The sequence below is a fragment of the Marinobacter sp. genome (assembly GCF_046484525.1).
In the GTDB taxonomy this organism is placed as follows: Bacteria; Pseudomonadota; Gammaproteobacteria; order Pseudomonadales; family Oleiphilaceae; genus Marinobacter.
Window position 1 is genome coordinate 40,099 of the sequence record NZ_JAWOIS010000030.1, and the last position, 23,592, is coordinate 63,690.

Annotated in this window: 21 protein-coding genes; 17 read left to right on the plus strand and 4 right to left on the minus strand. The window is 60.2% G+C overall.

The genetic code is table 11. The annotated features are described in order from the left end of the window. The first annotated feature begins 20 nt into the window (after window positions 1–20). From R6W86_RS06835 to ung, 6 genes are all read left to right on the plus strand, one after another. Window positions 21–1,322 (plus strand): homoserine dehydrogenase, encoded by a 1,302-nt coding sequence (locus R6W86_RS06835; RefSeq protein WP_410328622.1) that lies wholly within the window; start codon window positions 21–23, stop codon window positions 1,320–1,322. Window positions 1,323–1,333: 11 nt separating this feature from the next. Continuing rightward, complete coding sequence (gene thrC, locus R6W86_RS06840) at window positions 1,334–2,734, plus strand: threonine synthase (protein WP_410328623.1); 1,401 nt, start codon at window positions 1,334–1,336, stop codon at window positions 2,732–2,734. Between the two features lie 6 nt (window positions 2,735–2,740). Next, window positions 2,741–4,471 (plus strand): single-stranded-DNA-specific exonuclease RecJ, encoded by a 1,731-nt coding sequence (gene recJ, locus R6W86_RS06845; protein WP_410328624.1) that lies wholly within the window; start codon window positions 2,741–2,743, stop codon window positions 4,469–4,471. 142 nt (window positions 4,472–4,613) lie between these two features. Next, window positions 4,614–5,709, plus strand: a protein-coding gene (prfB, locus tag R6W86_RS06850; protein ID WP_372985834.1) for a peptide chain release factor 2 whose coding sequence is annotated in 2 segments (ribosomal slippage) — window positions 4,614–4,685 and window positions 4,687–5,709 — 1,095 coding nt in all. Because the reading frame shifts where the segments join, the coding sequence is not laid out codon by codon here. Window positions 5,710–5,768: 59 nt separating this feature from the next. Beyond that, window positions 5,769–7,310: a lysine--tRNA ligase gene (lysS, locus tag R6W86_RS06855; protein ID WP_410328625.1), complete on the plus strand. Its 1,542-nt coding sequence runs from the start codon at window positions 5,769–5,771 to the stop codon at window positions 7,308–7,310. A 111-nt stretch (window positions 7,311–7,421) separates the two neighbouring features. Then, complete coding sequence (gene ung, locus R6W86_RS06860; protein ID WP_410328626.1) at window positions 7,422–8,168, plus strand: uracil-DNA glycosylase; 747 nt, start codon at window positions 7,422–7,424, stop codon at window positions 8,166–8,168. Window positions 8,169–8,178: 10 nt separating this feature from the next. Here ung and R6W86_RS06865 read toward each other — a convergent pair whose 3' ends face one another. The 4 genes from R6W86_RS06865 to nadB are packed head-to-tail and all read right to left on the minus strand — an operon-like array spanning window position 8,179 to window position 11,533. Beyond that, window positions 8,179–9,153 (minus strand): YgfZ/GcvT domain-containing protein, encoded by a 975-nt coding sequence (locus R6W86_RS06865; protein WP_410328627.1) that lies wholly within the window; start codon window positions 9,151–9,153, stop codon window positions 8,179–8,181. 19 nt (window positions 9,154–9,172) lie between these two features. After that, entirely contained in the window at window positions 9,173–9,634 is a 462-nt protein-coding gene (locus R6W86_RS06870) for a hypothetical protein (protein ID WP_410328628.1), read from the minus strand. After that, window positions 9,618–9,890 (minus strand): succinate dehydrogenase assembly factor 2, encoded by a 273-nt coding sequence (locus R6W86_RS06875; RefSeq protein ID WP_410328629.1) that lies wholly within the window; start codon window positions 9,888–9,890, stop codon window positions 9,618–9,620. Before R6W86_RS06875 ends, R6W86_RS06870 begins: the two co-directional genes overlap by 17 nt. Window positions 9,891–9,925: 35 nt before the next feature. Beyond that, window positions 9,926–11,533 carry an L-aspartate oxidase gene (gene nadB, locus R6W86_RS06880; RefSeq protein ID WP_410328630.1) on the minus strand — a complete coding sequence of 536 codons (1,608 nt, stop codon included), beginning with the start codon at window positions 11,531–11,533 and terminating at the stop codon, window positions 9,926–9,928. Between the two features lie 133 nt (window positions 11,534–11,666). Between nadB and rpoE the strand changes: the two genes are divergently transcribed. From rpoE to era, 11 genes are all read left to right on the plus strand, one after another. After that, complete coding sequence (rpoE, locus tag R6W86_RS06885) at window positions 11,667–12,353, plus strand: RNA polymerase sigma factor RpoE (RefSeq protein ID WP_410328631.1); 687 nt, start codon at window positions 11,667–11,669, stop codon at window positions 12,351–12,353. Window positions 12,354–12,364: 11 nt separating this feature from the next. Next, the gene (locus tag R6W86_RS06890; protein WP_410328632.1) at window positions 12,365–12,934 is read left to right on the plus strand and encodes a sigma-E factor negative regulatory protein; all 570 of its coding nucleotides are present in this window, start codon (window positions 12,365–12,367) and stop codon (window positions 12,932–12,934) included. 15 nt (window positions 12,935–12,949) lie between these two features. Beyond that, window positions 12,950–13,984, plus strand: a complete 1,035-nt coding sequence (locus R6W86_RS06895; RefSeq protein WP_410328633.1) for a MucB/RseB C-terminal domain-containing protein — start codon at window positions 12,950–12,952, stop codon at window positions 13,982–13,984. Continuing rightward, window positions 13,981–14,427: a SoxR reducing system RseC family protein gene (locus R6W86_RS06900; RefSeq protein ID WP_410328634.1), complete on the plus strand. Its 447-nt coding sequence runs from the start codon at window positions 13,981–13,983 to the stop codon at window positions 14,425–14,427. The genes R6W86_RS06895 and R6W86_RS06900 overlap by 4 nt, the downstream gene beginning before the upstream one ends. Window positions 14,428–14,508: 81 nt before the next feature. After that, window positions 14,509–15,987 carry a DegQ family serine endoprotease gene (locus R6W86_RS06905; protein WP_410328635.1) on the plus strand — a complete coding sequence of 493 codons (1,479 nt, stop codon included), beginning with the start codon at window positions 14,509–14,511 and terminating at the stop codon, window positions 15,985–15,987. A 127-nt stretch (window positions 15,988–16,114) separates the two neighbouring features. Further along, on the plus strand, window positions 16,115–18,841 hold the full coding sequence (locus R6W86_RS06910; RefSeq protein WP_410328636.1) for an EAL domain-containing protein: 2,727 nt from the start codon (window positions 16,115–16,117) through the stop codon (window positions 18,839–18,841). A gap of 106 nt (window positions 18,842–18,947) precedes the next feature. Further along, the gene (gene lepA / locus R6W86_RS06915) at window positions 18,948–20,750 is read left to right on the plus strand and encodes a translation elongation factor 4 (RefSeq protein WP_410328637.1); all 1,803 of its coding nucleotides are present in this window, start codon (window positions 18,948–18,950) and stop codon (window positions 20,748–20,750) included. 15 nt (window positions 20,751–20,765) lie between these two features. Beyond that, window positions 20,766–21,572 carry a signal peptidase I gene (lepB, locus tag R6W86_RS06920; RefSeq protein WP_410328638.1) on the plus strand — a complete coding sequence of 269 codons (807 nt, stop codon included), beginning with the start codon at window positions 20,766–20,768 and terminating at the stop codon, window positions 21,570–21,572. Window positions 21,573–21,599: 27 nt separating this feature from the next. Continuing rightward, window positions 21,600–21,989: a DUF4845 domain-containing protein gene (locus R6W86_RS06925; protein WP_113861046.1), complete on the plus strand. Its 390-nt coding sequence runs from the start codon at window positions 21,600–21,602 to the stop codon at window positions 21,987–21,989. Beyond that, window positions 21,986–22,675: a ribonuclease III gene (rnc, locus tag R6W86_RS06930; RefSeq protein ID WP_410328639.1), complete on the plus strand. Its 690-nt coding sequence runs from the start codon at window positions 21,986–21,988 to the stop codon at window positions 22,673–22,675. Before R6W86_RS06925 ends, rnc begins: the two co-directional genes overlap by 4 nt. After that, window positions 22,675–23,592 (plus strand): GTPase Era, encoded by a 918-nt coding sequence (era, locus tag R6W86_RS06935; protein WP_410328640.1) that lies wholly within the window; start codon window positions 22,675–22,677, stop codon window positions 23,590–23,592. Before rnc ends, era begins: the two co-directional genes overlap by 1 nt.

The window sequence follows — 23,592 nt, forward strand, 5'->3', positions numbered from 1 at the left end:
TCGGGATCAGAGGTGAGAGTTTGAAAGACGTCAGTGTCGGAATCTGCGGACTGGGAACCGTTGGCGGCGGTACATTCAATGTTTTGACCCGTAACGCCGCGCTTATTGCGGGTCGTGCCGGTTGCAATATCCGAATTACCCGGGTGGCCAGCCGTCGCAGTCGCGACGACCTGGCTCTGGGGGATGTGCCGTTCACCACCGACATTTTTGACGTCGTGAATGACCCGGCGATCGATATTGTGGTCGAGTTGATCGGTGGCTATGACACCGCCAAGGAGCTGGTTCTCGCAGCCATCCGTAACGGCAAGCATGTGGTGACAGCCAACAAGGCTCTGATTGCAGTACATGGCAACGAGATTTTCGAGGCGGCGGAAAAGGCTGGTGTCGTGGTTGCCTACGAAGCCGGTGTCGCCGGTGGTATTCCGGTGATCAAGGCGGTACGTGAAGGTATGGCCGCGAACCGGATCGACTGGATCGCAGGTATCATCAACGGCACCGGTAACTACATCCTGACGGAGATGCGCGCCGGCCGTGAGTTCGGTGAAGTACTCAAGGAAGCCCAGGATCTGGGGTATGCTGAAGCGGATCCGACGTTCGATGTGGAAGGCATTGATGCCGCCCACAAGCTGACGATCCTGGCTTCCTCCGGGTTTGGCGTACCTCTGCAGTTCGAGAAAGCCTACACGGAGGGGATCTCCTCCATCACCCCGTACGATATTGCCCACGCCGAGCTGCTGGGCTACCGCGTCAAGCACCTGGGTATTGCCCGGCGCCGTGAAGACGGAATCGAGCTTCGGGTCCACCCCACACTGGTTCCCCGCAGTCACCTGATTGCCCAGGTGGATGGCGTTCTGAATGCTGTACTGGTGGATGGCGATGCCGTCGGCCAGACCATGTACTACGGCCCGGGCGCCGGTGATGAGGCAACCGCTTCGGCTGTGATCGCCGATATTGTCGATGTGGCACGTGCGGTATCCATTGAAAGCCCCCTTCGGGTTCCGTATCTCGGCTTTCGTCCGGAGGCCATGGAAGACCTTGGTGTCCTTCCCATGGAGGATATCCAGTCCGCCTACTACCTGCGCATCCAGGCGTTTGATCATCCGGGTGTGCTGGCCAAGATTGCGTCCATCCTGAGCGAGCATGGCATCAACATCGAGTCCATCATGCAGAAGGAATCGGAGTTCAAGGACGGCCGGATTCCGGTCATCATCCTGACGCACACTGTCCAGGAGCGCCAGATGAACCTGGCGATCGAGGAAATGGAATCGCTGTCGGATATCGACGGCAAAGTTGTCCGTATCCGCGCCGAAAACTTCAACTGACAGGTACGAAAGTGAGATACATCAGTACACGGGGCGAAGCGCCCGCCCTGGGCTTTGAAGACGTCCTTCTGACGGGTTTGGCCAGTGATGGCGGGCTCTATGTTCCGGAATCCCTTCCGCATTTCAGCCTGGAAGAGATCCGCAGCTGGCGTGGGCTGTCCTACAGCGAGCTGGCGTTCAACGTCATGCACCCGTTCGTGGACGATGCCATCCCCGCGGACGATTTTCGCAAGATGCTAAATGAGACCTACGCCGGTTTTGCCCATCAGGCGGTGGCTCCCCTGGTCCAGCTGGACACCAACGAATGGGTTCTGGAGCTGTTCCGGGGCCCGACACTGGCGTTCAAGGACTTCGCACTGCAACTGCTCGGCCGCCTCCTGGACTACGTGCTCGAAAAGCGCAACCAGCACGTGGTGATCATGGGCGCAACGTCCGGTGATACCGGTTCCGCCGCCATCGAGGGCTGCCGCCGTTGCGAGCACGTGGATATCTTCATCCTGCACCCGTACCAGCGGGTCTCCGAGGTGCAGCGCCGGCAGATGACCACCGTACAGGGTGACAACATTCACAACATCGCGGTGAAGGGCAATTTCGACGATTGTCAGCGCATGGTGAAGGAGAGCTTCGGCGACCAGTCTTTCCTGGGAGGCAAGACCCAGCTGGCGGCGGTGAACTCCATCAACTGGGCGCGGATCATGGCCCAGATCGTGTATTACTTCCAGGCGTCCCTGGCCCTGGGTGGTCCGGATCGCAGCATGGCGTTCTCGGTGCCCACCGGTAATTTCGGCGATATATTCGCCGGTTATCTGGCGAAGAAGATGGGGCTGCCCATTTCACAGTTGGTGATTGCCACCAACCGCAACGACATCCTGCATCGCTTCATGAGCGGCAACAAGTACGAGCAGCACAAGCTGGAACATACCCTGTCGCCGAGCATGGATATCATGGTGTCCAGCAACTTCGAGCGACTGCTGTTTGATCTGCATGGTCGGGATGGTGCGGCGGTGAAGGAACTGCTGGAAAATGCCGCCAAGGGCCCGGTCAGCATTGAAGATTACCGCTGGCGTCATGCCCGCAAGCTGTTCGACAGTGACGCGGTGGACGACAAAACCACCTGTGACACCATCCGCGAGATCCATGAGCGTAACGAATACCTGCTTGATCCGCACACCGCCATCGGCGTCCATGCGGCACGCACCTGCCGCCGTGATCCGGCGGTGCCGATGATTACCCTGGGTACGGCGCACCCGGCCAAGTTCCCGGATGCGATTGCCGAATCCGGCGTCAGTGTGAAGCCGGAACTGCCGGCCCATATGGCCGACCTGTTCGAGCGGGAAGAGCGTTACACAGTGCTCGACAACGATGTGGCCGGTGTCCAGGCATTCATTGCCAGACACTGGAAAAACGCCTGATCCGGTATGACCCCGAAAAAAATCCTGCGTCGCCCCCGGTCGGACACCGCAGCGGCCTGGGGGCAAAATCTGCCTCCCCTACTGCGCCGCCTCTATGCCGCCCGTGGCGTAACCTCGGATGAACAGCTCAGTTATACCCTGAAGCATCTGGCGTCACCCCTTCAGTTGCGTGGCATTGACCGTGCCGTGGAGCTGCTGGCGGAGGCCATCGACCGGCAGCAGAAGGTGCTGGTGCTGGGGGATTTCGATGCCGATGGCGCCACCAGTACTGCGGTGGCTATGCTCGGTTTGTCCATGCTCGGGCTCGGCGCCATCGATTTCCGTGTGCCCAGCCGGTTCGCGGATGGTTACGGCCTGACACCCGGAATCATTGATCGCCTGAGAGAAGAAGGGCAGTTGCCCGACCTGCTGGTAACCGTGGACAACGGTATCTCGGCTATCGAAGGTGTCAAAGCGGCCCGGGACATGGGGGTCCGGGTCGTGGTCACCGATCACCACCTGGCCGGCGAGGTGCTGCCGGACGCAGATGCCATCGTCAATCCCAACCAGCCGGGCTGTCCGTTCCTGAGCAAGAACGCTGCCGGGGTAGGGGTGATGTTCTATGTGCTCACCGCCCTGCGCAAGCACCTGAGGGAGGTTGGCAAGCTGCCACAGCCGGAGCCAAACCTGGGTTGCCTGCTGGATCTGGTGGCTCTGGGCACGGTCGCCGATGTGGTGCCGCTGGATCACAACAATCGCATATTCGTGGAACAGGGCCTGCGCCGGATCCGACAGGGTGAAGCGAGGCCGGGCATACTGGCACTGCTGGAGGTCGCCGGACGCGACCACGCCCACATCAGTTCCACCGATCTCGGCTTTGTCGTCGGGCCACGGCTCAATGCCGCCGGCCGTCTGGACGACATGAGCGTGGGTATTGCCTGTCTTCTGGCGGACAATCCGGACGAAGCCCGGCGCCTAGCCCGGGAACTGGACACCTTCAACCGGGAGCGCCGCACCATCGAGCGGGACATGAAGAGTCAGGCCCAGGAGTTGCTGGCATCCATGTCCCTGGATATCGAAGGTCTGCCGTGGGGGCTGGCCCTGTTCGATCCCGACTGGCACCAGGGCGTGATCGGCATCCTGGCGGCCCGGATCCGTGAGCAGACGCACCGGCCCACCATCGCCTTTGCACCGGATGACGATGGCCAGCATCTCAAGGGGTCTGCCCGCTCCATCCCCGGCTTGCACATCCGCGATGCCCTGGCGGTGGTGGACGCCCGCCACCCCGGATTGCTGAAGAAATACGGGGGCCACGCCATGGCTGCCGGAATGACCATTGCCAGGGAAGACCTGGATGCCTTCAGCGAAGCGTTCGACAAGGCCGTGCGCGATGCGCTCACTCCGGAGGACCTGGAGGCGGCTATCATCACCGATGGCCCGCTGGGTACTGATGAACTGAACCTGGATACCGCCTACCTGCTGAAGCGGGCCGGCCCCTGGGGGCAGCATTTCCCGGAGCCGTTGTTTGATGGTGAATTCCGTGTGGTGAGCCAGCGCATTGTCGGGGAAAACCATCTGAAACTGGTGCTGCAACCGGCGGAGGGCGGTGGGGTCATTGACGGCATCGCCTTCAATACCGGGCCGGAAGTGCCGGATTACACCCGCTCGGGGGCGCGAGTGGTGTACAAGCCGGATGCCAATACCTTTCGGGGGCGGACGAATCTGCAGTTGCTGGTCGACTACATTGAAGCCCTGTGAATGAAAATGGGGTCTGACCCCGCTCGGGGTCAGGCCCCTGCGTTAGCGTCGCAATTCCCTGCCACGGCTGATTTATACTCGGAATTCCGGTAGAATTCCGCCTCTGTTTTACACCCCATTTGCCAAAGCGAGAAAGGGTTTCATGGAAATCAATCCCATAGTGACGAAGATCAAAGAGCTTCGCGAGCGCACTGAAGCGCTGAGGGGGTATCTTTGACTATGATCAGCGTAGTGAACGTCTGGTCGAAGTAGAGCGGGAACTCGAACAACCCAGCGTCTGGGACGACCCGGAGCGGGCCCAGGGGCTGGGTAAGGAGCGGTCGGACCTTGAGCTGATCGTCCACACCATCGACAACCTCACCACCGGCCTCAGCGATGCCGAAAGCCTGCTGGAGATGGCGGTTGAGGAAGACGATGAAGGCACCGTCGACGAGATCCAGTCTGATCTGGATGCGCTCGATGGCGAGCTGCAGAAGCTGGAGTTCCGCCGCATGTTCTCCGGCGAGATGGACGCCAACAACGCTTACCTGGACATCCAGGCCGGCTCCGGTGGCACCGAAGCCCAGGACTGGGCCAACATGCTGCTGCGCATGTATCTGCGCTGGGCCGAGCGCCGTGGCTTCAAGGCGGAGATTGTCGAATTGCAGGAGGGGGAAGTGGCCGGCATCAAGAGTGCCACTGTCCATATCCAGGGCGACTATGCCTATGGCTGGCTGCGCACTGAAACCGGCGTGCACCGCCTGGTCCGCAAGTCCCCGTTCGATTCCGGCAACCGTCGCCACACCTCGTTCTCTTCCGTGTTTGTATCTCCGGAAGTGGATGACAGCTTCGAGATCGAGATCAATCCGGCGGACCTGCGTGTGGACGTTTACCGCGCCTCCGGTGCCGGTGGTCAGCACGTAAACCGGACCGAGTCTGCCGTGCGACTGACCCACAACCCCACCGGCATCGTGGTGGCCTGTCAGGCTGGCCGAAGCCAGCACCAGAACAAAGACCAGGCCATGAAGCAGCTGAAGGCCAAGCTCTTTGAGCGTGAGATGCAGTTGCGTAATGCCGAGAAGCAGAAGGCGGAGGATGCCAAGGCCGATATCGGCTGGGGCAGCCAGATCCGCTCTTATGTCCTCGATGACAGCCGGATCAAGGACCTGCGCACCAAGGTGGAAACCAGCAACACCCAGGCGGTTCTGGATGGCGATATCGACAAGTTCATCGAAGCCAGTCTGAAGATGGCGCTGTAACCGGCGCCATTCTCGTCCAACCCGATTAAACCGGACAATCCGAATCCTAGTGAGCCAACATGACTGAACACACCCAACACGCCGCACAGCACGAGGACAACAAGCTGATTGCCGAGCGCCGCGCCAAACTGGCCGACATGCGTCGCCACGGTCATCCGTTCCCCAATGACTTCCGTCGCGATGCTACCGCTACCGAACTGCAGGAAAAATACGGTGACAAGAGCAAGGAAGAGCTGGAGACGCTTGACATCAAGGTCGCCATTGCCGGCCGTATGATGCTGGACCGCAAGGCGTTCAAGGTGGTTCAGGACATGACCGGCCGCATCCAGGTGTATGCCACCAAGCATGTCCAGAAGGAAACCAAGCACTGGGATCTGGGCGACATCATCGGTGTCCGGGGTACCCTGTCCAAGTCCGGCAAGGGTGACCTGTACGTGACCATGGATGAGTACGTGCTGCTGACCAAGTCCCTGCGACCGCTTCCGGAGAAGCACAAGGGCCTGACCGACATGGAGGCGCGCTACCGGCATCGCTATGTGGACCTGATGGTCAACGAGGAAACCCGCAAGACCTTCCGGATTCGCACGCGTCTGATCAACAGCATGCGCAACTACTTCAATGCCCGTGGTTTCATGGAAGTGGAAACCCCGATGCTGCAGGTCATCCCCGGCGGCGCCACGGCACGTCCGTTCGTGACCCACCACAACGCCCTGGGCATCGACATGTACATGCGCATTGCCCCCGAACTGTTCCTCAAGCGCCTGGTAGTCGGTGGTTTCGAGCGGGTGTTCGAGATCAACCGCAACTTCCGCAACGAGGGCCTGTCCACCCGACACAATCCCGAGTTCACCATGGTGGAGTTCTACCAGGCATACGCGGATTACAATGACCTGATGGACCTGACCGAGGACATGCTGCGGCAGATCACCAAAGAGGTCCTGGGAACCACGACTGTGGTCAATACCCGGGAGCTGCCTAATGGTGAGACCGAAACCGTGGAATACGATTTCGGCCAGCCGTTCAAGCGCATGACCGTGGTCGAAGCGATTCTGGAGCACAACCCGGATATCCAGGCCGGCCAGCTGGGCGATGAATCCAGCGCCCGCCGGGTGGCTGATGGGCTCGGTATCCAGCTCAAGGACACCTGGGGCCTGGGCAAGGTGCTGGTGGAGATCTTCGAGGCGACGGCCGAACACCTGCTGGTGCAACCGACGTTCATCACCGATTATCCGAAGGAAGTGTCGCCGCTGGCACGCTGCAAGGACGATGATCCGTTCGTTACTGAACGGTTCGAGTTCTTCGTGGGTGGGCGCGAACTGGCTAACGGCTTCTCCGAGCTCAACGACGCCGAAGACCAGGCCGAACGTTTCCACGCCCAGGTGGCGGAAAAGGACGCCGGGGATGACGAGGCCATGTTCTATGACGAGGACTACGTCATGGCGCTGGAGTACGGTTTGCCCCCCACCGCCGGTGAGGGCATCGGCATTGACCGCCTGGCCATGCTGCTGACCGATTCGCCGTCCATCCGCGACGTCATCCTGTTCCCGCACATGCGCCCGGAGCACAAGGTCGAGCATCACCAGGCGGAAGGCCAGGAGTAACAGCTCAACCCGTCGGCAGGGCCTCCAAGACGGGGCCAGATGAAAGCCTTCATCTGACCCCATTTTCAGCCCCCAACTTCAATCAACCCAGCGATCCCCCAGGAGTCGGCCATGCACCCCGCCCAAACCCTGGCCAGCCAACTGAAACCCGGGCGTGGCTGGGACGACCACCTCACCGGCGAATTCAGCCAGCCCTACATGCGGCAGCTGGCTGAATTCCTGGCGACGGAAGAGCAGGCAGGCAAGGTGATCTACCCACCCAGCACCCACTGCTTCAATGCCCTGAACAGCACGCCGCTGGACAAGGTGGAAGTGGTGATCCTCGGCCAGGATCCCTATCACGGCCCCGGCCAGGCCCACGGCCTGTGTTTCTCCGTGCGACCGGAGGTGCCGGTTCCGCCCTCGCTGGTCAATATCTTCAAGGAAATCCGGGATGATCTGGGGATCGAGCCACCGGACCATGGCTGCCTTCAGCCCTGGGCCGAGCGCGGGGTGTTGCTGCTGAACAGCGTTCTGACGGTAGTGCAGGGCCAGGCCGGTGCCCATCAGGGCAAGGGCTGGGAAACCTTTACCGATAGGGTGATTGAGACAGTCAACCGGGAACGCGACGGCGTGGTGTTCCTGCTCTGGGGCAGTTACGCCCGGAAAAAGGGCCGGCACATCAATCGCAACCGGCACCTGGTGCTGGAGGGTCCGCATCCGTCACCCCTTAGTGCGTATCGGGGATTCTTTGGCTGCAAGCACTTCTCCCGGGCCAACGAATGGCTCCAGGGCAACGGACAGGCGCCCATCAACTGGTCGTTGCCCGCCAGGGCCAAGCTGATTGCCCGCTATCGCAAGCCGGCGTCAGCCGGCTGAAGATTCCTGATCACCCCCCCGGCTCACGCTCCGGCACAGCATAGGGCAAGGGCAGGGCGGTCAGGCTGTTGCCCTCCACTGATAATGCCTGGTCTGCGGCATCGTGGCGAATCACTGCCAGCAATTCCACTGAGCCATCGCTGAAGGGCACCCGGTTGACGACCGTGCCAACGGTCCGGTCGCCCATTTTGACATCCGCGCCGGGCGTGACGTCGCCGGAACTGCGGAACCGGAACAGGCTTTTTTTCAGCTGCCCGAGGAAATGCATGCGGGCGATGACCTCCTGACCGGTATAGCAGCCTTTCTTGAAATGGATGCCGCCCAGATGTTGAAGGTTGAGCATCTGCGGCACGAACGCCTCCCAGCCGGCCTCATCAAGGGCCGGAACACCAGCTGCAATCTCGGTTGCGTGCCAGTCTGCCTGTGACAACTGTGGGGCGACTCTGAAAACCGGCTGGTTACCGGAGGTTTGCCAGAGTTCGTACCTTTCGATATCACGATCATCGGATTCAACCCGGATCAGGAGGCCTGAGTCGATTCCGAGTGCATCGCCCGGAGCCTGGAGTCCGGAAATATCCCGGCCGACAGCCGCACGTGCCGTCTCCTGTCCAAGGATGCCCCAGACTACGCCGTCGTCGAGGGTTTCCATGGTCGTGCCCCGGAACAGCATCAGGTATTTCCGCAGCTGGCTCAGAGTCTGCTCCGCCAGTGCCGTCGGGAGGTCCAGAATAACGCTGTCCTCATCGCGGGCCAGTCGGGTCAGGCAATAGGCGCGTCCCTTCGGGCTGCTGGCGGCTGCGCGAAGGGCACGATCACCGGTGACCTCCTCGAGGTTCTGGCTGAACTGGCCTTGAAGAAATTTGTCGGTTCCGGGGCCGGACACCCGTACCAGGATCCGGTCAGCGAGTCTGACGTAGCCCTGATCGGGTAGCGGCAGGCTGGCGGTTTCTGGTGACGTGGGAACAGCGGTATCCGTGTCGGTCATGGAAACTCCGGGTCGTGTATCAGTTGGACGACTGCGACTGGCCCAGGCGCAGCCATTGGCGCAACCTTCGGAACTGGTCCGGACAGACGTTGCCACCAGGCCATGGCTCAGGGGCCAGGAGAATGAGGTAGTACGCCCCTAATCTGGAGCCTGACGGGCGAAGTTTCAAGAGCGTCAGCATCGGCCCGAGCCGGCTGGTACGGCAGGGTCGGACCGGAATGGCCTCCCGTCCGGGCAGTATCGCCTGCAGCTGCCCGTTTTCGAGCGCCAGGCCGGTAACCGGGCGTTTTCCGAGAAGCAGGCCAAAGCGGCGATAGTGCAGGATCGCACCGGCGACCGACACCGGGGCGAGGGCCAGCATCCAGGGCCGGGTCCCGGCGGCTGTGGTCAGGGCGAAGGTGAGTAGTGCCAGCCAGGGCAGGGTCGCAATCAGACCAGCGCTGACTGAGGGGTACAGCCGGAGATCAATCCGGCTGGACACGGTTCAGGATCATGTCGACGATGCGCTGGAGATCCGGGTCTTCCGGTCGGCTGCGCTGCATGAACCACTCGAACATATCGGTGTCCTCGCAGCTGAGCAGTTTCTGGTAGCGGGCCTGGTCTTCGGGATCAAGATCACGGTAGACCTCTTCCACGAAAGGCACCAGGAGTACGTCAAGTTCCAGCATGCCGCGGCGGCTATGCCACCAGAGACGCTTGAATTCGGGGTTGTCGGGCACGTTTGCTGTATCGGACATAATGGTATCGCCAGTTTTCCAGGGAAATTGAAGGATCAGGGGGCCTGGGTCCGGTAGGTGGTCGGAACCACTACCGTATCGCGGGCTTCGTTGAGCAGTCCCGGGTAATCAAGGGTGTAATGCAGTCCCCTGCTTTCCCGGCGCTGCAGTGCCGAACAGATGATAAGGTCAGCCACCGTGACCAGGTTGCGCAGCTCCAGCAGATCATTGGAGACCCGGTAGTTGCTGTAGAACTCGCTGATTTCCCGGTCCAGCAGATCGACCCGGTGCTTGGCGCGCTGGAGTCGTTTGGTGGTCCTCACAATGCCGACATAGTCCCACATGAAGTGGCGCAGTTCGTCCCAGTTATGGGAGATGACGACGTCCTCATCGGAGTCCCGGACCTGGCTCTCGTCCCACTCCGGGGCGTCCGGAGGTGGCGGGATATCCGATTCCCGGCGGGCAATGTCGGCGGCAGCGGCCCGGCCGTATACCAGGCATTCCAGCAGAGAGTTGCTGGCCATGCGGTTGGCTCCGTGCAGGCCGGTGAAGGCGGCTTCGCCGACGGCATAAAGCTGGTTGACATCGGTGCGCGCCCGTTCGTCGCTGATGATGCCACCGCAGGTATAGTGCGCGGCCGGAACCACCGGAATCGGTTCCCGGGTGATATCGATGCCAAACCCGAGACATTTCTCATAGATGGTCGGGAAGTGGTGCTTGATAAAATCCGCCGGCTTGTGGCTGATGTCCAGGTAAACGTGGTCGACACCCAGGCGCTTCATTTCATGGTCGATGGCGCGGGCGACGATGTCCCGTGGTGCCAGCTCGGCCCGTTCGTCAAAACGGTCCATGAAACGGGTGCCGTCGGGCAGCTTCAGCAACCCTCCCTCGCCACGAACCGCCTCGGTGATCAGGAACGACTTGGCGTGCGGGTGGTACAGGCAGGTTGGGTGGAATTGATTGAACTCCATGTTGGCGACCCGGCATCCGGCGCGCCAGGCCATGGCAATGCCATCCCCCGAGGCGCCATCGGGGTTTGTGGTGTAACGGTAGGCCTTCGAGGCACCCCCGGTGGCGATGACGGTGAACCGGGCCCGGAAGAGTTCCACGTGGTTGTCTTCCAGATTAAGTATATAGGCGCCCACACACCGGTTACCGGGCAGCGACAGTTTGCGGTTGGTGATCAGGTCCACCGCTACCCGGTTCGACATGAGATGAATGTTGGAGCGCGCCTGCGCCTGAGATGTCAGGGTTGTCGATACCGCATGCCCGGTGGCATCGGCGGCGTGGATGATACGCCGATGACTGTGTCCGCCTTCTCGGGTAAGGTGGTAGTGTTCGCTGTCATCCTCACGGGTAAAATCCACCCCGGATTCAATCAGCCAGTCGATGCTGTCCTTGCTGTTCTCCACAGTGAAGCGCACAGCGTCCTCGTGGCAGAGACCGCCACCCGCCGCCAGGGTGTCCTGTATATGGTTCTCGACTGAATCCTTGTCATCCAGCACTGCGGCAATACCGCCCTGGGCCCAAAGCGTGGCGCCACTGCTGATGTCAGCCTTGCTGATGACTCCGATGCTAAGGTGCTTCGGCAGGTTCAGGGCAACAGTAAGACCGGCAGCACCACTGCCGATAATGAGAACATCGTATTCGTAGGACTGTGGCATTGGATCGATATCGCGGGCCATAATGTGGACGTGTATTGAACTAAACTTTACGCCTGCTGTCTATTTGGCCTGACGGCGCGCCCCTGTGGAGGGTGCGCCCACAATGGACAAAAACGGACGCCGGACAGCAGTGATGAATCAAGCAAATCTCGCAACGGCCGAAAAGCTGGCCGCAACATCAGGGAAAACCGGCAAACCGTCCATGACGCCTGAACAGAATCAGACACGTGAGCATTCAGACAGCCAGACGGACCTGCAGCTCGTACGCAAGGTCCGCAACGGCGATCGGGCGGCTTTCGACCTGCTGGTGGTGAAATACCAGACTCGAGTCGCCTCGATCATCAGCCGTTATGTCTACGATTCCCAGGAAGTAATGGACCTGACCCAGGAAACGTTCGTTAAGGCCTATCGCGCCATCGACCGCTTCCGGGGGGACAGTGCCTTCTACACCTGGCTCTACCGGATTGCGGTCAATACCGCCAAGAACTTCCTGGAATCCCGGGGCCGGCGCCCGCAGGCCAGTGCCGATGTCTCCGATGCCGAAAATTTTGATGACGGTATCCGGCTGAGGGATCCGGCTTCACCTGAGCGACTGTTGCAGCGTGAGCAGTTGCAGGAGGAGTTGTCCCGGGCCATTTCCGAGTTACCTGAAGAATTGCGTTCCGCCTTCCTGTTGCGCGAGTACGATGGTCTCAGTTACGAGGACATCGCCAAAATTCTGGAATGCCCGATCGGAACCGTCCGTTCCCGTATTTTCCGGGCCCGGGATGCCGTGGATCGGCATCTTGGCCCATTGCTCAATCACACAGAGACAACTTGAGGTTGCATCCGATGGATGATCGTCTCAGAGAAACCCTGTCGGCCATGATGGATGACGAAGCGGATGAGCTTTCGGTACGCCGGCTGTTGTCCCATCATGACCAGACCCGGGTACGCGACCAGTGGCAGAGGTGGCAGCAGGTCCGGGATCTGATGCACAGTGGCCATACGCCTGCGGAAGGCGTGGATGTCAGTGCCCATGTTCGGGCGGCACTCGATGGCCGCTCGGGAAGCCCCCGTCAGCGGACGTCGGCAAAAGGCATCTCTCCGGCTGCACGCTGGCGCTGGCCGGCAGTCGCAATGGTTGCGGTAGCGCTGGTCGTGGGTTTTGGCGCCGGTGCGGGTTGGGATTCGAGGGAAGGTTCTGAGGACATCGGTGCACCGGAAATGGCTGTACAATCTTCCCCTGATAAGCAGGCTGTCACTGCACCGGTTCGCGAAGTGGCGCTGCAAGGTCTTGATGAAAAACAGTGGGAACAAATGAGCCAGTACCTGCTGGAGCACGCCCAGCACAACAGTGTCGGCGCTGGCCGTGGTGTGGTCGGTTATGCCCGGGTGGTCAGTGCCGGCAATGGATACTGATATCTTGGAGTGCGAATGCGCATGAACAGGCTGTCCTCACGCTCACGAATTTCCGCCATTCCCGCCCTGTTGTTGACTGTCCTCGTCTTGATGGTCCCGGGCGCGGTGGTTGCCGGCAGTAGCGAGAGTGAGGCGAATCAATGGCTGGAACGACTGGCACCCGCGCTGAACATGACCTCCTACCGTGGCGTTTTTGTCTATGCCCGGGGCGATCAGGTGCACTCCATGCAGATTGCCCATCGCTACCGCGACGGCGTTGTTGAAGAGCGTCTGGTGATGCAGGACGGAGGCAGTGGAGAGATTGTCCGGCGCGGCGTCAATGTCGTTTGTGTACTGCCGGACCGGGGCCGGGTCCGGCTGGATCAGGTGATTCCGTCCGGTCCCTTCGCGGAGGCGTTTACCAGCCAGTTGATGCCGATCAGCCGTTGGTACAGCGCCGAGATGGTGGGGGGGGACCGGGTTGCCGGTTATGAAGCTGTCGAGATCGCGCTCAAATCAAGGGACAAATACCGGTACAGCCACCGGTTATGGCTGGAGCGAACAACCGGCCTGCTGGTTAAAAGCCATGTCCGGGCATCGTCGGGAGACGTGATGGAACAATTCCAGTTCACCAGTCTGGAGATTACCGACAATATTCCCGACAGGGAGTTCGAGATCCGGACCGAGGGCCGGGAGATTTCCCGGAGCCTGGCCGCTGATGATGGGGCGGCAGAGGCATCACCGGTTTCCAGGATGAATGGCTGGGAGCTCGGTTGGCGCCCTGATGGGTTTGCGCCTGCGGCGGCTCCGCGGACCGGTCGCGGGCAGGTTGTCGCGTTTTCTGACGGTCTGGCGGCGTTTTCGGTGTTTGTCGAGTCGGCCGGCCGTCTGAACATGCCCAAGGGCGCTTCCCGTATCGGCGCCACCACCATTTACATGCATGAGCTTGAGTCCGGAGGGCGCGAGTTTCTGGTGACGGTGGTGGGTGAAGTCCCGCCCGAAACAGCCCGGAAAGTTGCCGAGTCGGTGCGGGTGCAGGATACCCTGGCGCTTGACGGGGGCGGCTCGTGATTACCGAAACCGGCAAGGTCATCGCGATCAAGGGAAATCATGCTTGGGTGCAAACCATTCGGGCGAGCGCTTGCCAGAGCTGTTCGGCCCGCAGTGGTTGTGGTCAGAGAGCACTGGCATCGGTGACCGGCGGTCGGGCCAACCAGGTCCTGGTCGCCAATACTATCGATGCCCGGGTTGGCGATGAAGTGACTATTGGTATCGAAGAACGGGCCCTGCTCGGTGCCTCCATGGTGGTGTACGCCATTCCGCTCGTTGCCATGGTGTTGGCAACCATTGCCGGCCACAATCTGTCAGGTGGAAGTGATGGCGGCGCCATGCTGGGCGCCGCTGCCGGCCTCGCCGTCGGCTTTCTCCTGGCCAGGCTGTTGCCAGGCCGCCATGGCGGCTATGAGCCCAAACTTCTGCGGCGCAACCAGGTTACGGTCCGGACCTGTCTATAAATCCTACCGATTTGTAAGTTGAAAACACTTTGCCGGGCCTCAAAACTAACCTTATCAGTTGTTAATAAAAGGGGGTTCAACATGCCGAGAAAGATAACAGTGGCCACCCGGACATTACCCGCGTTCCGGATCGACAAGGTACTGGGTACCCTGCTGATGATGTCCGTCATGGTGATGGTATTCTGGAGCCAGGGCGTTGCAGCCCGCAGCCTCCCGGATTTCACCGGCCTGGTGGAGGAAAATTCCGGTGCTGTGGTCAACATCAGCACCACCACCGAACCGAAGGGTGGCAACACCGGTTTCGGAGGCATGCCCTTTGATGAGCGCCAGCTGGAACAGATGCCTGAATTCTTCCAGCACTTTTTCCGCGGCCCCCAGTCACCGTTCGGCGGTGCGCCGGGTAGTGCCCAGCCCCGTCGTTCCATGGGGTCCGGTTTTATTGTCTCCAGTGACGGTTACGTGCTGACCAACAACCATGTGGTCGAGGGTGCCGATGAAATTGTCGTGCGCCTGAATGACCGACGCGAGTTGCCGGCCAAACTGGTAGGCACCGATCCGCGCTCCGATATGGCCGTGCTGAAAATCGAGGACGGTGATGACCTGCCCGTGGTCAAGGTTGGCAAATCCCGGAATCTGAAAGTCGGAGAGTGGGTCTTCGCGATCGGCTCACCGTTCGGTTTTGACTACACTGTGACCGCCGGCATTGTCAGCGCGTTGGGCCGGTCTCTGCCCAGTGAAAACTATGTTCCGTTTATCCAGACCGACGTTGCCATCAACCCGGGTAATTCCGGTGGGCCCCTGTTCAATATGGATGGCGAGGTTGTTGGTATCAACTCCCAGATCTATACCCGTTCGGGGGGATTCATGGGCGTTTCCTTCGCCATCCCCATCGACGATGCCATGAACGTGTTCCGGCAGATCCGTGACAAGGGCATGGTGTCCCGCGGCTGGCTTGGTGTCCTGATCCAGGAGGTCAACCGTGATCTGGCAGAATCCTTTGGTCTGAAGCGGCCTCGTGGTGCCCTGGTCGCCGAAGTGATGGAAGGTTCTCCGGCCGAGCAGGCAGGGCTGCAGTCCGGCGATATTGTGCTGGAGTATGATGGTGATGAAGTCCAGTTCTCCTCGGACCTGCCCCCCATGGTTGGTCGCACTCCGGTGGGCGAGAAAGCCCGCCTGACTGTTCTGCGTGGCGGTGAGGAGGTGACCCTGGAGGTGGAAATCGGTCAGCTGCCGGATGAAGGCAGGGCACAAAGCCAGGCGCCGGCTGGCGGTAATGGTGGTTCGTCTTCAGCCCCCCTGGGCATGGTCATTGAACCGCTGCCCGCTGAACTGGCCGATTCCCTCGGGGTTCCGGGCGGTGTGGTGGTCACCGATATTGGCCGCGGCCCAGCGTTTGAAGCGGGGATTCGGCCCAAGGATGTGATTACCGAGATCAACCGCCAGGAGGTACGTTCGGTTGCCGACTTCCGGGAGGTGGTGTCATCCCTGCCGGAAGGTCGAGCCGTATCGGTGCGGATTGTACGTCAGGGGCGGGCACTGTATCTGGTCATGAAGCCCTGATCCGGCCATCCTGAAGCCGTAAAAAGCAGTCAAAAAGCCCCCGGGCCGGTCGGAGCGACAGGCCCGGGGGCTTTTGCTATACTCGCGCGAACCGATAATAAAGAGGCCATGGAACGGACCCGGACCGATGATGAACAAGAAGGAACTTCCCCTCCGCAGACTGCTGGAATTTCGCAACGCCTGGGTTGCGTGGCTGGTCTTCGCCGTTGGTGTCGCCGTAACGATTGTCCTGTGGCAGGTCTCCATCCGTCTGGTTGAAGATCGAACCGAGGCACGGTTCCGGACCCAGTCGCTCCAGCTCAAAACCGCAATCGAAGAACGTCTGCTCAATTACGAACAGGTCCTGGCAGGCAGTGCAGGACTTTTTGCCGTAGCCGGCAACGTCTCCCGGGACCAGTGGCGGGAATACGTCGACAAGGTCGATATCAACCGCTATTACCCCGGAATCCAGGGCATTGGTTATGTCCGGCGCATCGGGGTCCGGCAAATGGCGGATCATATTGCCGCGGTCAGGGCGGAGGGTGTTCATGGCTATCTGGTGAGCCCCCTGGGCACCGGCCCGCACTATTACCCCATGGTTTATCTGGAGCCGGGCACGGAACAGAACCTGCGTGCGCTTGGTTATGACGCCTTCAGCGACCCTAGCCACCGGCAGGCTATGGAAAGAGCGAGGGATGAGGCCCGACCCACTGTCACGCCAAAGGTGGTACTGGTGCAGGAAGAGGTGGCAGAAGACCAGGCCAGCTTCCTGATGTACTATCCGGTCTATCAGGGCGGCACCATTCCCGAGAACCGCGCTGAGCGCCGGATGATGCTGGCGGGGTATGTCTTCAGTGCTTTTCGCATGAATAACCTGCTCGATGGGATTGTCGGGCTGATTGCCCCCTTCCTGGATGTCCGGATCTATGACAACGGCATCATCAGCCGGGATGGCGTCATGTACGGCTCGAACCTGGGCTCCCTGGATAACGAGTTCAGTTTCGAGATGAGCCAGACCATCACCCATGGTGGCCGTGACTGGCTGCTGCAGACCCGTTCCACGCCCGCATTCGATTATCTGGCCTCCGACCCGCGCCCGCCGATTGTCCTGAGCAGTGGTGTGGTGATCAGTGTGCTGCTGTTCCTGTTCGTGCTGGCCCTGGTCCGTTCCCGTTTGATGGCCCAGATCACGGCCGGCCGTTACCGGGCCATTACCGAGGGTGCTGCCAATGTGACTCTGGTGATGGATCGCAATGGCCAGCCTCTTTATGCCAGTCCATCCAGTCTCGATATACTCGGGTTCGAGTCAGAGAAAATGCCTGAAATGAGGTTCGATGAACTGGTTCACAGTGACGACTGGCCACAGCTCCAGCGCGGGTTTGAGGAGTCAGTGAAGTCTCCGGGCAAACAGATGCCGGTCATCCGGGCCCGGATCCGGGATGCCGGCGGCCAGTGGCGGGACATGGAGGGCACCTACACCGCCATGCTGTCGGTGCCGGGGGTCAACGGTGTGGTACTCAGCCTGCGCGACCTCACCCAGCTTAAGGCGGCGCAATCGGAACTGCATCGACTGGCGTTTTACGACCCGCTCACCGGTCTGGCTAACCGTCAGCTGTTCCGGGACCGTCTCAACCATGTGGTTCGCCGTTGTCGCCGCAGCGGAGACTCGGCAGCCCTGATGTTCCTGGATCTCGACGGTTTCAAGCGCATCAACGATACCCTCGGCCATGATGCCGGTGACGAGTTGCTGCGCCAGGTAGCCTATTGGCTGGAAGGGTGTGTCCGGGAGGAAGATTCGGTCGCACGCCTGGGTGGAGACGAGTTCGTGGTGCTGCTGTCCAGGATCAGTGGCCCGGATGCCGCCCGCAAGGTGGCGGATACCATTCTGCGACGGTTGTGCCAGCGCGTCCGCCTCAATGACCATGAGGTTGGCGTCACCGTCAGTATCGGCATCACCATGGTGCCCCGTGACAGCGAGGATTCCGGCACACTGATGAAATACGCGGACCTGGCGATGTACCGAGCCAAGGAAATCGGTCGGAATACCTGCCAGTTCTTCACGCCGGCGATGAACATCCAGGCCGCCCGCCGGCTTTTGCAGCAGGAAGAATTGGCGACCGCATTGGATGAGGACCGCTTTGTCCTGCATTACCAACCCAAGGTGGACCTGACCACCGACCGGGTGATCGGGGTTGAAGCCTTCCTGCGCTGGCACCATCCGGAGAAAGGTTTGGTCTCGGCCCAGCAGTTTATCGGGCTTGCCGAGGAAACCGGGCTGATCGTGCGCCTGGGTGAGCAGGCTTTACGCCAGGCCTGTATCCAGGTACGGGCCCTTGAGCGGGCCGGCTTCGAGTCCCTGAAAATGGCGGTGAACCTCTCGGTGCGACAGCTGACCGACAGCGGTTTCCTGGATATGGTTCGGCAGGTGATCACCGAAACCGGGGTCTCGCCGGACCAGCTGGAACTCGAAATGCCGGCGGAATTGCTGAATGAGGACCCGCGCATGCTCCGTGAGCTGCTGGTGGCCCTCAATGACTTGGGCGTCTGCCTGATTCTTGACGATTTCGGTACCGGCTCCTGCTCACTGGTGGCGTTGCAGCAGTTGCCGCTGGACGTGATCAAGATTGATCATCGTTTCATTCGCGACATTCCCTACAACGTCAGCGCCACCGATGTTGCGTCCGCCGTGATCGCGCTTGCCCGGAAGCTGCATCTGACGGTGGTGGCCGAGGGCGTGGAAACGCTCCAGCAACTGAGTTTCCTGAGAGCCGCCGGTTGTGCCCAGTGCCAGGGCAATCTGTTCAGTTATCCCCTGGATGAGGATGCCCTGATCGGCTTCCTGATTCGCCAGTATGAGAAACCGCTGATTTCCTGATCATGGCAATGGCCGGCGGTAACCGGTAAAATCACGCCGTTCCCGGATCCCGGTAGCGGCTCCTCCGGGCTCAATCCTTCGTCTTAATTATGAGTATTCATTTTCTGTGACTGAACTGAGCCGAATCCGTAACTTTTCCATCATCGCCCACATCGACCACGGTAAATCCACCCTCGCTGATCGTTTCATCCAGATCTGTGGCGGCCTGACGGACCGTGAGATGGCCGAGCAGGTCCTGGATTCCATGGACCTGGAACGGGAGCGCGGGATCACCATCAAGGCCCAGAGTGTCACGCTCAACTACAAGGCCCGGGATGGTGAGACCTATAAGCTGAATTTTATCGACACCCCGGGGCATGTGGATTTCTCCTATGAAGTGTCCCGCTCACTGTACGCCTGTGAGGGCGCGCTGCTGGTGGTGGATGCCGGGCAGGGGGTTGAGGCCCAGTCCGTGGCCAATTGCTACACCGCCATCGAGCAGGGTCTTGAGGTGGTTCCGGTCCTGAACAAGATGGACCTGCCCCAGGCCGAGCCGGAGCGGGTGGCTGCCGAGATTGAGGATATCATCGGTATCGAGGCGTCCGACGCTGTGCGCTGCAGCGCCAAAAGCGGTCTGGGCGTGGAGGATGTCCTGGAAGACCTGATCCGGAAAATCCCCCCACCCAAAGGCGACCGCAGTGCGCCCCTGCAGGCGCTGATCATCGATTCCTGGTTCGATAACTATCTGGGCGTGGTGTCCCTGGTACGCGTTACCGAGGGAACCCTGCGCAAGGGTGACAAGATCGTAATCAAGTCCACCGGCAAAGCGTGGAATGCCGACAAGGTGGGTATTTTTAATCCCAAGCCCACGGATACCGATATCCTTGAGGCGGGTGACGTAGGTTTCGCGGTTGCCGGCATCAAGGACATCCATGGCGCGCCGGTGGGCGACACCATCGTGCACCAGAAGTTCGCGGAAGAAACCCCGATGCTGCCCGGCTTCAAGAAGGTCAAGCCGCAGGTCTATGCCGGCCTGTTCCCGATCAGCGCGGATGATTATGACGATTTCCGTGACGCCCTCGAAAAGCTGACCCTGAACGATGCCTCCCTGTTCTTCGAGCCGGAGAATTCCGACGCACTTGGTTTCGGGTTCCGCTGTGGCTTCCTCGGCATGCTGCACATGGAGATCATTCAGGAGCGGCTCGAGCGCGAGTACGACCTGGATCTGATCACCACCGCGCCGACGGTCATTTATGAAGTGGTGACCAAACAGGGTGAGACCCTGTCGGTGGACAACCCATCGAGGCTTCCGGATATTGGCTCCATCGAGGAGATGCGTGAACCGATCGTCGAGGCCAACATCCTCGTGCCACAGGAGCACCTGGGTAACGTCATCGCCCTGTGCGAGGAGAAGCGGGGTATTCAGAAGAACATGCACTTCATGTCCACTCAGGTGCAGCTGACCTACGAGTTGCCCATGGCGGAAGTGGTGATGGATTTCTTCGACCGGATCAAGTCGGCCAGCCGTGGCTTTGCCTCCCTGGACTACCACTTTGTGCGCTTCCAGCCGGCGAATCTGGTTCGACTGGATGTGCTGATCAACGGTGAACGGGTGGATGCCCTGGCACTGATTGTTCACAAGGAGCAGGCACACTACAAGGGGCGTCAGCTCATCGACAAGATGAAGGAACTGATTCCCCGGCAGATGTTTGATATTGCCATCCAGGCGGCCATCGGTACCCATGTGGTGGCCCGGGTGACCGTCAAGGCCCTGCGCAAGAACGTGACTGCCAAGTGTTACGGCGGTGACGTCAGCCGTAAGAAGAAACTGCTGCAGAAGCAGAAAGAAGGTAAAAAGCGTATGAAGCAGCTGGGTAATGTCGAGGTGCCTCAGGAAGCGTTTCTTGCCGTTTTGAAAGTCGACAAATAAATAGAAGGCACCCGGATGGATATCGATTTTCCCCTGGTTCTGGTAGTACTGACCTTTGCGACGGGTCTGATCTGGCTGGCGGACAAGCTCTTCCTGCGTGAACGGCGGCTTGCGGCGGCCCGGGCCAGCAGTCCCGGCACCGGTCAGAAAGCTGAACCGGTATCCGCTGAGGAGGAACCCAAAGAACCCTACCTGGTTGACCTGAGCCGCTCGTTCTTCCCGGTTCTGGCCATCGTCCTGGTACTTCGGTCGTTCCTGGTTGAACCCTTCCAGATTCCGTCTGGTTCGATGTTGCCGACACTGGAAGTCGGTGACTTCATCCTGGTCAACAAGTACGCCTACGGCATTCGCCTGCCGGTGGCCGGCACCAAGATCCTGGAAGTCGGCAACCCCGAGCGGGGTGATGTCATGGTGTTCAAGTACCCGGAAGACGGCGAGACCAACTACATCAAGCGGGTCATCGGACTGCCGGGGGACCGGATCCGGTATCAGGACAAGCAGCTGTCCATCAACGGCGAACTGGTTGATACCCGGTTTGTTGCCCGGCTGCCACCGATGGATCTGCGGCGGGAAGACCTCGGCGAGGTGGAGCATGATATCTTCCTCACCCTTGGGCGCCCGGGTAACTCCGGAGAAGGCGAATGGGTGGTTCCCGAGGGTCATTATTTCGTCATGGGTGATAACCGGGACAACAGCAACGACAGCCGCTACTGGGGCACGGTGCCGGACGAGCTGATCGTGGGCAAGGCCTTTGCGATCTGGATGCACTGGAAATCGATCACCAGTCTGCCATCCTTTGATCGTGTTGGTGGGATCGAATAACGCAGACTAATCTGGAGTGCAGTTATAATGAAGAAAAACAATCTCTCCACGATGGGGCGTCAGGGCGGCGCATCCGTCCTGACCATTCTGATCATGGTGCTGTTTTTCGGCAGCCTCCTGACCCTGGTGGTCAAGCTGGGGCCGGTTTACATCGATGACATCACCATTCAGGAGGCCCTGGAGAGCCTTGATGGCACGGAGGGTCTCTCGAATATGGGCCCGGCGCAGGTGCTTACCCTGATCAACAAGCGCCTGAGCGTCAACAATGTGCGTGGCTTTGATCCCAAGCACATTTCCGTGGAGAAGAATGGCGAATTCGTTGTGATCAAAGTGGATTACGAGGTTCGTAACAACCTTTTCAGTAACGTGGATACTGTTATCCACTTCAAGCATGAGTATGAGTTGAAGGGCAAGTGAGTTCACAACCGGATCTGGATCAGCTACAGCGGCGCATCGGTTATCAGTTCAAGACCCCGGAGCGGCTGCTGCTGGCGCTCACACACCGCAGTTACGGCAACCAGAACAATGAGCGGCTGGAGTTTCTGGGGGACTCCATCGTCAATATGGTGATTGCCGAGTACCTGTACCTGAACTTTGACAAGGCCCGGGAAGGGCAGTTGAGCCGGCTTCGGGCCCGCATGGTCAAGGGGGTGACCCTGGCAGAGATCGGCCGGGAGTTCGAGTTGGGAAAATACCTGCGGCTGGGTTCCGGTGAACTCAAGAGTGGCGGATTCCGCCGTGAGTCAATTCTCGCCGATGCCGTGGAGTCGATTATTGGTGCGATCTATCTGGACAGCGATTTCCATACCTGTCGCTCCCAGGTCCTGCGCTGGTTCGAGCAGCGCCTGAGGAACCTGGATCTCCAGGATACCCAGAAGGACCCCAAGACCCGACTGCAGGAGTATCTGCAGTCCCGGCAGTTTCCGCTCCCGCGCTATGATGTCATCTCGGTTGACGGTGAAGCCCACGACCAGACCTTCCATGTATCCTGCGCCCTGCCATCCCTGGACCGCAAGACTACTGGCACCGGCAGCAGCCGCCGTGTAGCCGAGCAGCAGGCGGCCCGTAACGCCCTGAAAGAGCTGGGTGTGGAGAATTCCTGATGAATGATATTACCCGTCCCGAGAATCCCGACAGCCGTTGCGGATTCGTGGCCATTGTTGGTCGCCCGAATGTTGGCAAGTCCACCTTGCTGAATCATATCCTGGGGCAGAAGCTGAGTATTACTTCCCGCAAGCCTCAGACCACCCGCCATCAGGTGCTGGGCATAAAAACCGAGGGTCCGGTCCAGGCCATCTATGTGGACACCCCGGGCATGCACGAGGACGAGCCCCGGGCACTGAACCGCTACATGAACAAGGCGGCCTCATCGGCCCTGATTGATGTCGATGTGGTGGTGTTCGTGGTGGACCAGTTGGCCTGGACCACCGCGGATGAAATGGTGCTGGAGAAACTCTCCAGGGTGAAGTGCCCGGTGATCCTGGCCATCAATAAAGTCGACAAGCTGGAAAACCGGGACGCCCTGTTGCCGCACTTGGAGATGCTGTCGAAGAAGCGCGAGTTCGCCGAGATTATCCCCTTGTCGGCCCTGCGGGAAACCAACCTCGCCCCCCTGGAAGAGGCGGTTGGCCGCTATTTGCCGGAGAGCGTGCACTTCTACCCGGACGATCAGATTACCGATCGCAGCGAGCGCTTCATGGCAGCGGAAATTGTCCGGGAGAAGATCACGCGGCAACTGGGCGCCGAGTTGCCCTACTCGGTGGCGGTGGAGATTGAAGAGTTCAAACAGCAAGGCAAGACCCTGCACATTTCCGCGCTGATCCTGGTGGAGCGGGAAGGCCAGAAGAAAATCATCATCGGCGACAGGGGCGAGCGCATGCGTCACATCGGCCAGGAAGCCCGCACTGACATGGAGCGGATGTTCGGAGGCAAGGTCATGCTCCGGCTGTGGGTCAAGGTGAAGCGCGGCTGGGCTGACAGTGACCGGGCGCTCAAAAGCCTGGGCATGAACGACTTCTGA

Coding starts and splice junctions, on each gene's coding strand:
- recJ (WP_410328624.1), top strand. CDS start 2,741: ATGACCCCGAAAAAAATCCTGCGTCGCCCCCGGTCGGACACCGCAGCG.
- lysS (WP_410328625.1), top strand. CDS start 5,769: ATGACTGAACACACCCAACACGCCGCACAGCACGAGGACAACAAGCTG.
- ung (WP_410328626.1), top strand. CDS start 7,422: ATGCACCCCGCCCAAACCCTGGCCAGCCAACTGAAACCCGGGCGTGGC.
- R6W86_RS06865 (WP_410328627.1), bottom strand. CDS start 9,153: ATGACCGACACGGATACCGCTGTTCCCACGTCACCAGAAACCGCCAGC.
- R6W86_RS06875 (WP_410328629.1), bottom strand. CDS start 9,890: ATGTCCGATACAGCAAACGTGCCCGACAACCCCGAATTCAAGCGTCTC.
- nadB (WP_410328630.1), bottom strand. CDS start 11,533: ATGCCACAGTCCTACGAATACGATGTTCTCATTATCGGCAGTGGTGCT.
- rpoE (WP_410328631.1), top strand. CDS start 11,667: ATGAATCAAGCAAATCTCGCAACGGCCGAAAAGCTGGCCGCAACATCA.
- R6W86_RS06890 (WP_410328632.1), top strand. CDS start 12,365: ATGGATGATCGTCTCAGAGAAACCCTGTCGGCCATGATGGATGACGAA.
- R6W86_RS06895 (WP_410328633.1), top strand. CDS start 12,950: ATGCGCATGAACAGGCTGTCCTCACGCTCACGAATTTCCGCCATTCCC.
- R6W86_RS06905 (WP_410328635.1), top strand. CDS start 14,509: ATGCCGAGAAAGATAACAGTGGCCACCCGGACATTACCCGCGTTCCGG.
- R6W86_RS06910 (WP_410328636.1), top strand. CDS start 16,115: ATGATGAACAAGAAGGAACTTCCCCTCCGCAGACTGCTGGAATTTCGC.
- lepB (WP_410328638.1), top strand. CDS start 20,766: ATGGATATCGATTTTCCCCTGGTTCTGGTAGTACTGACCTTTGCGACG.
- R6W86_RS06925 (WP_113861046.1), top strand. CDS start 21,600: ATGAAGAAAAACAATCTCTCCACGATGGGGCGTCAGGGCGGCGCATCC.
- era (WP_410328640.1), top strand. CDS start 22,675: ATGAATGATATTACCCGTCCCGAGAATCCCGACAGCCGTTGCGGATTC.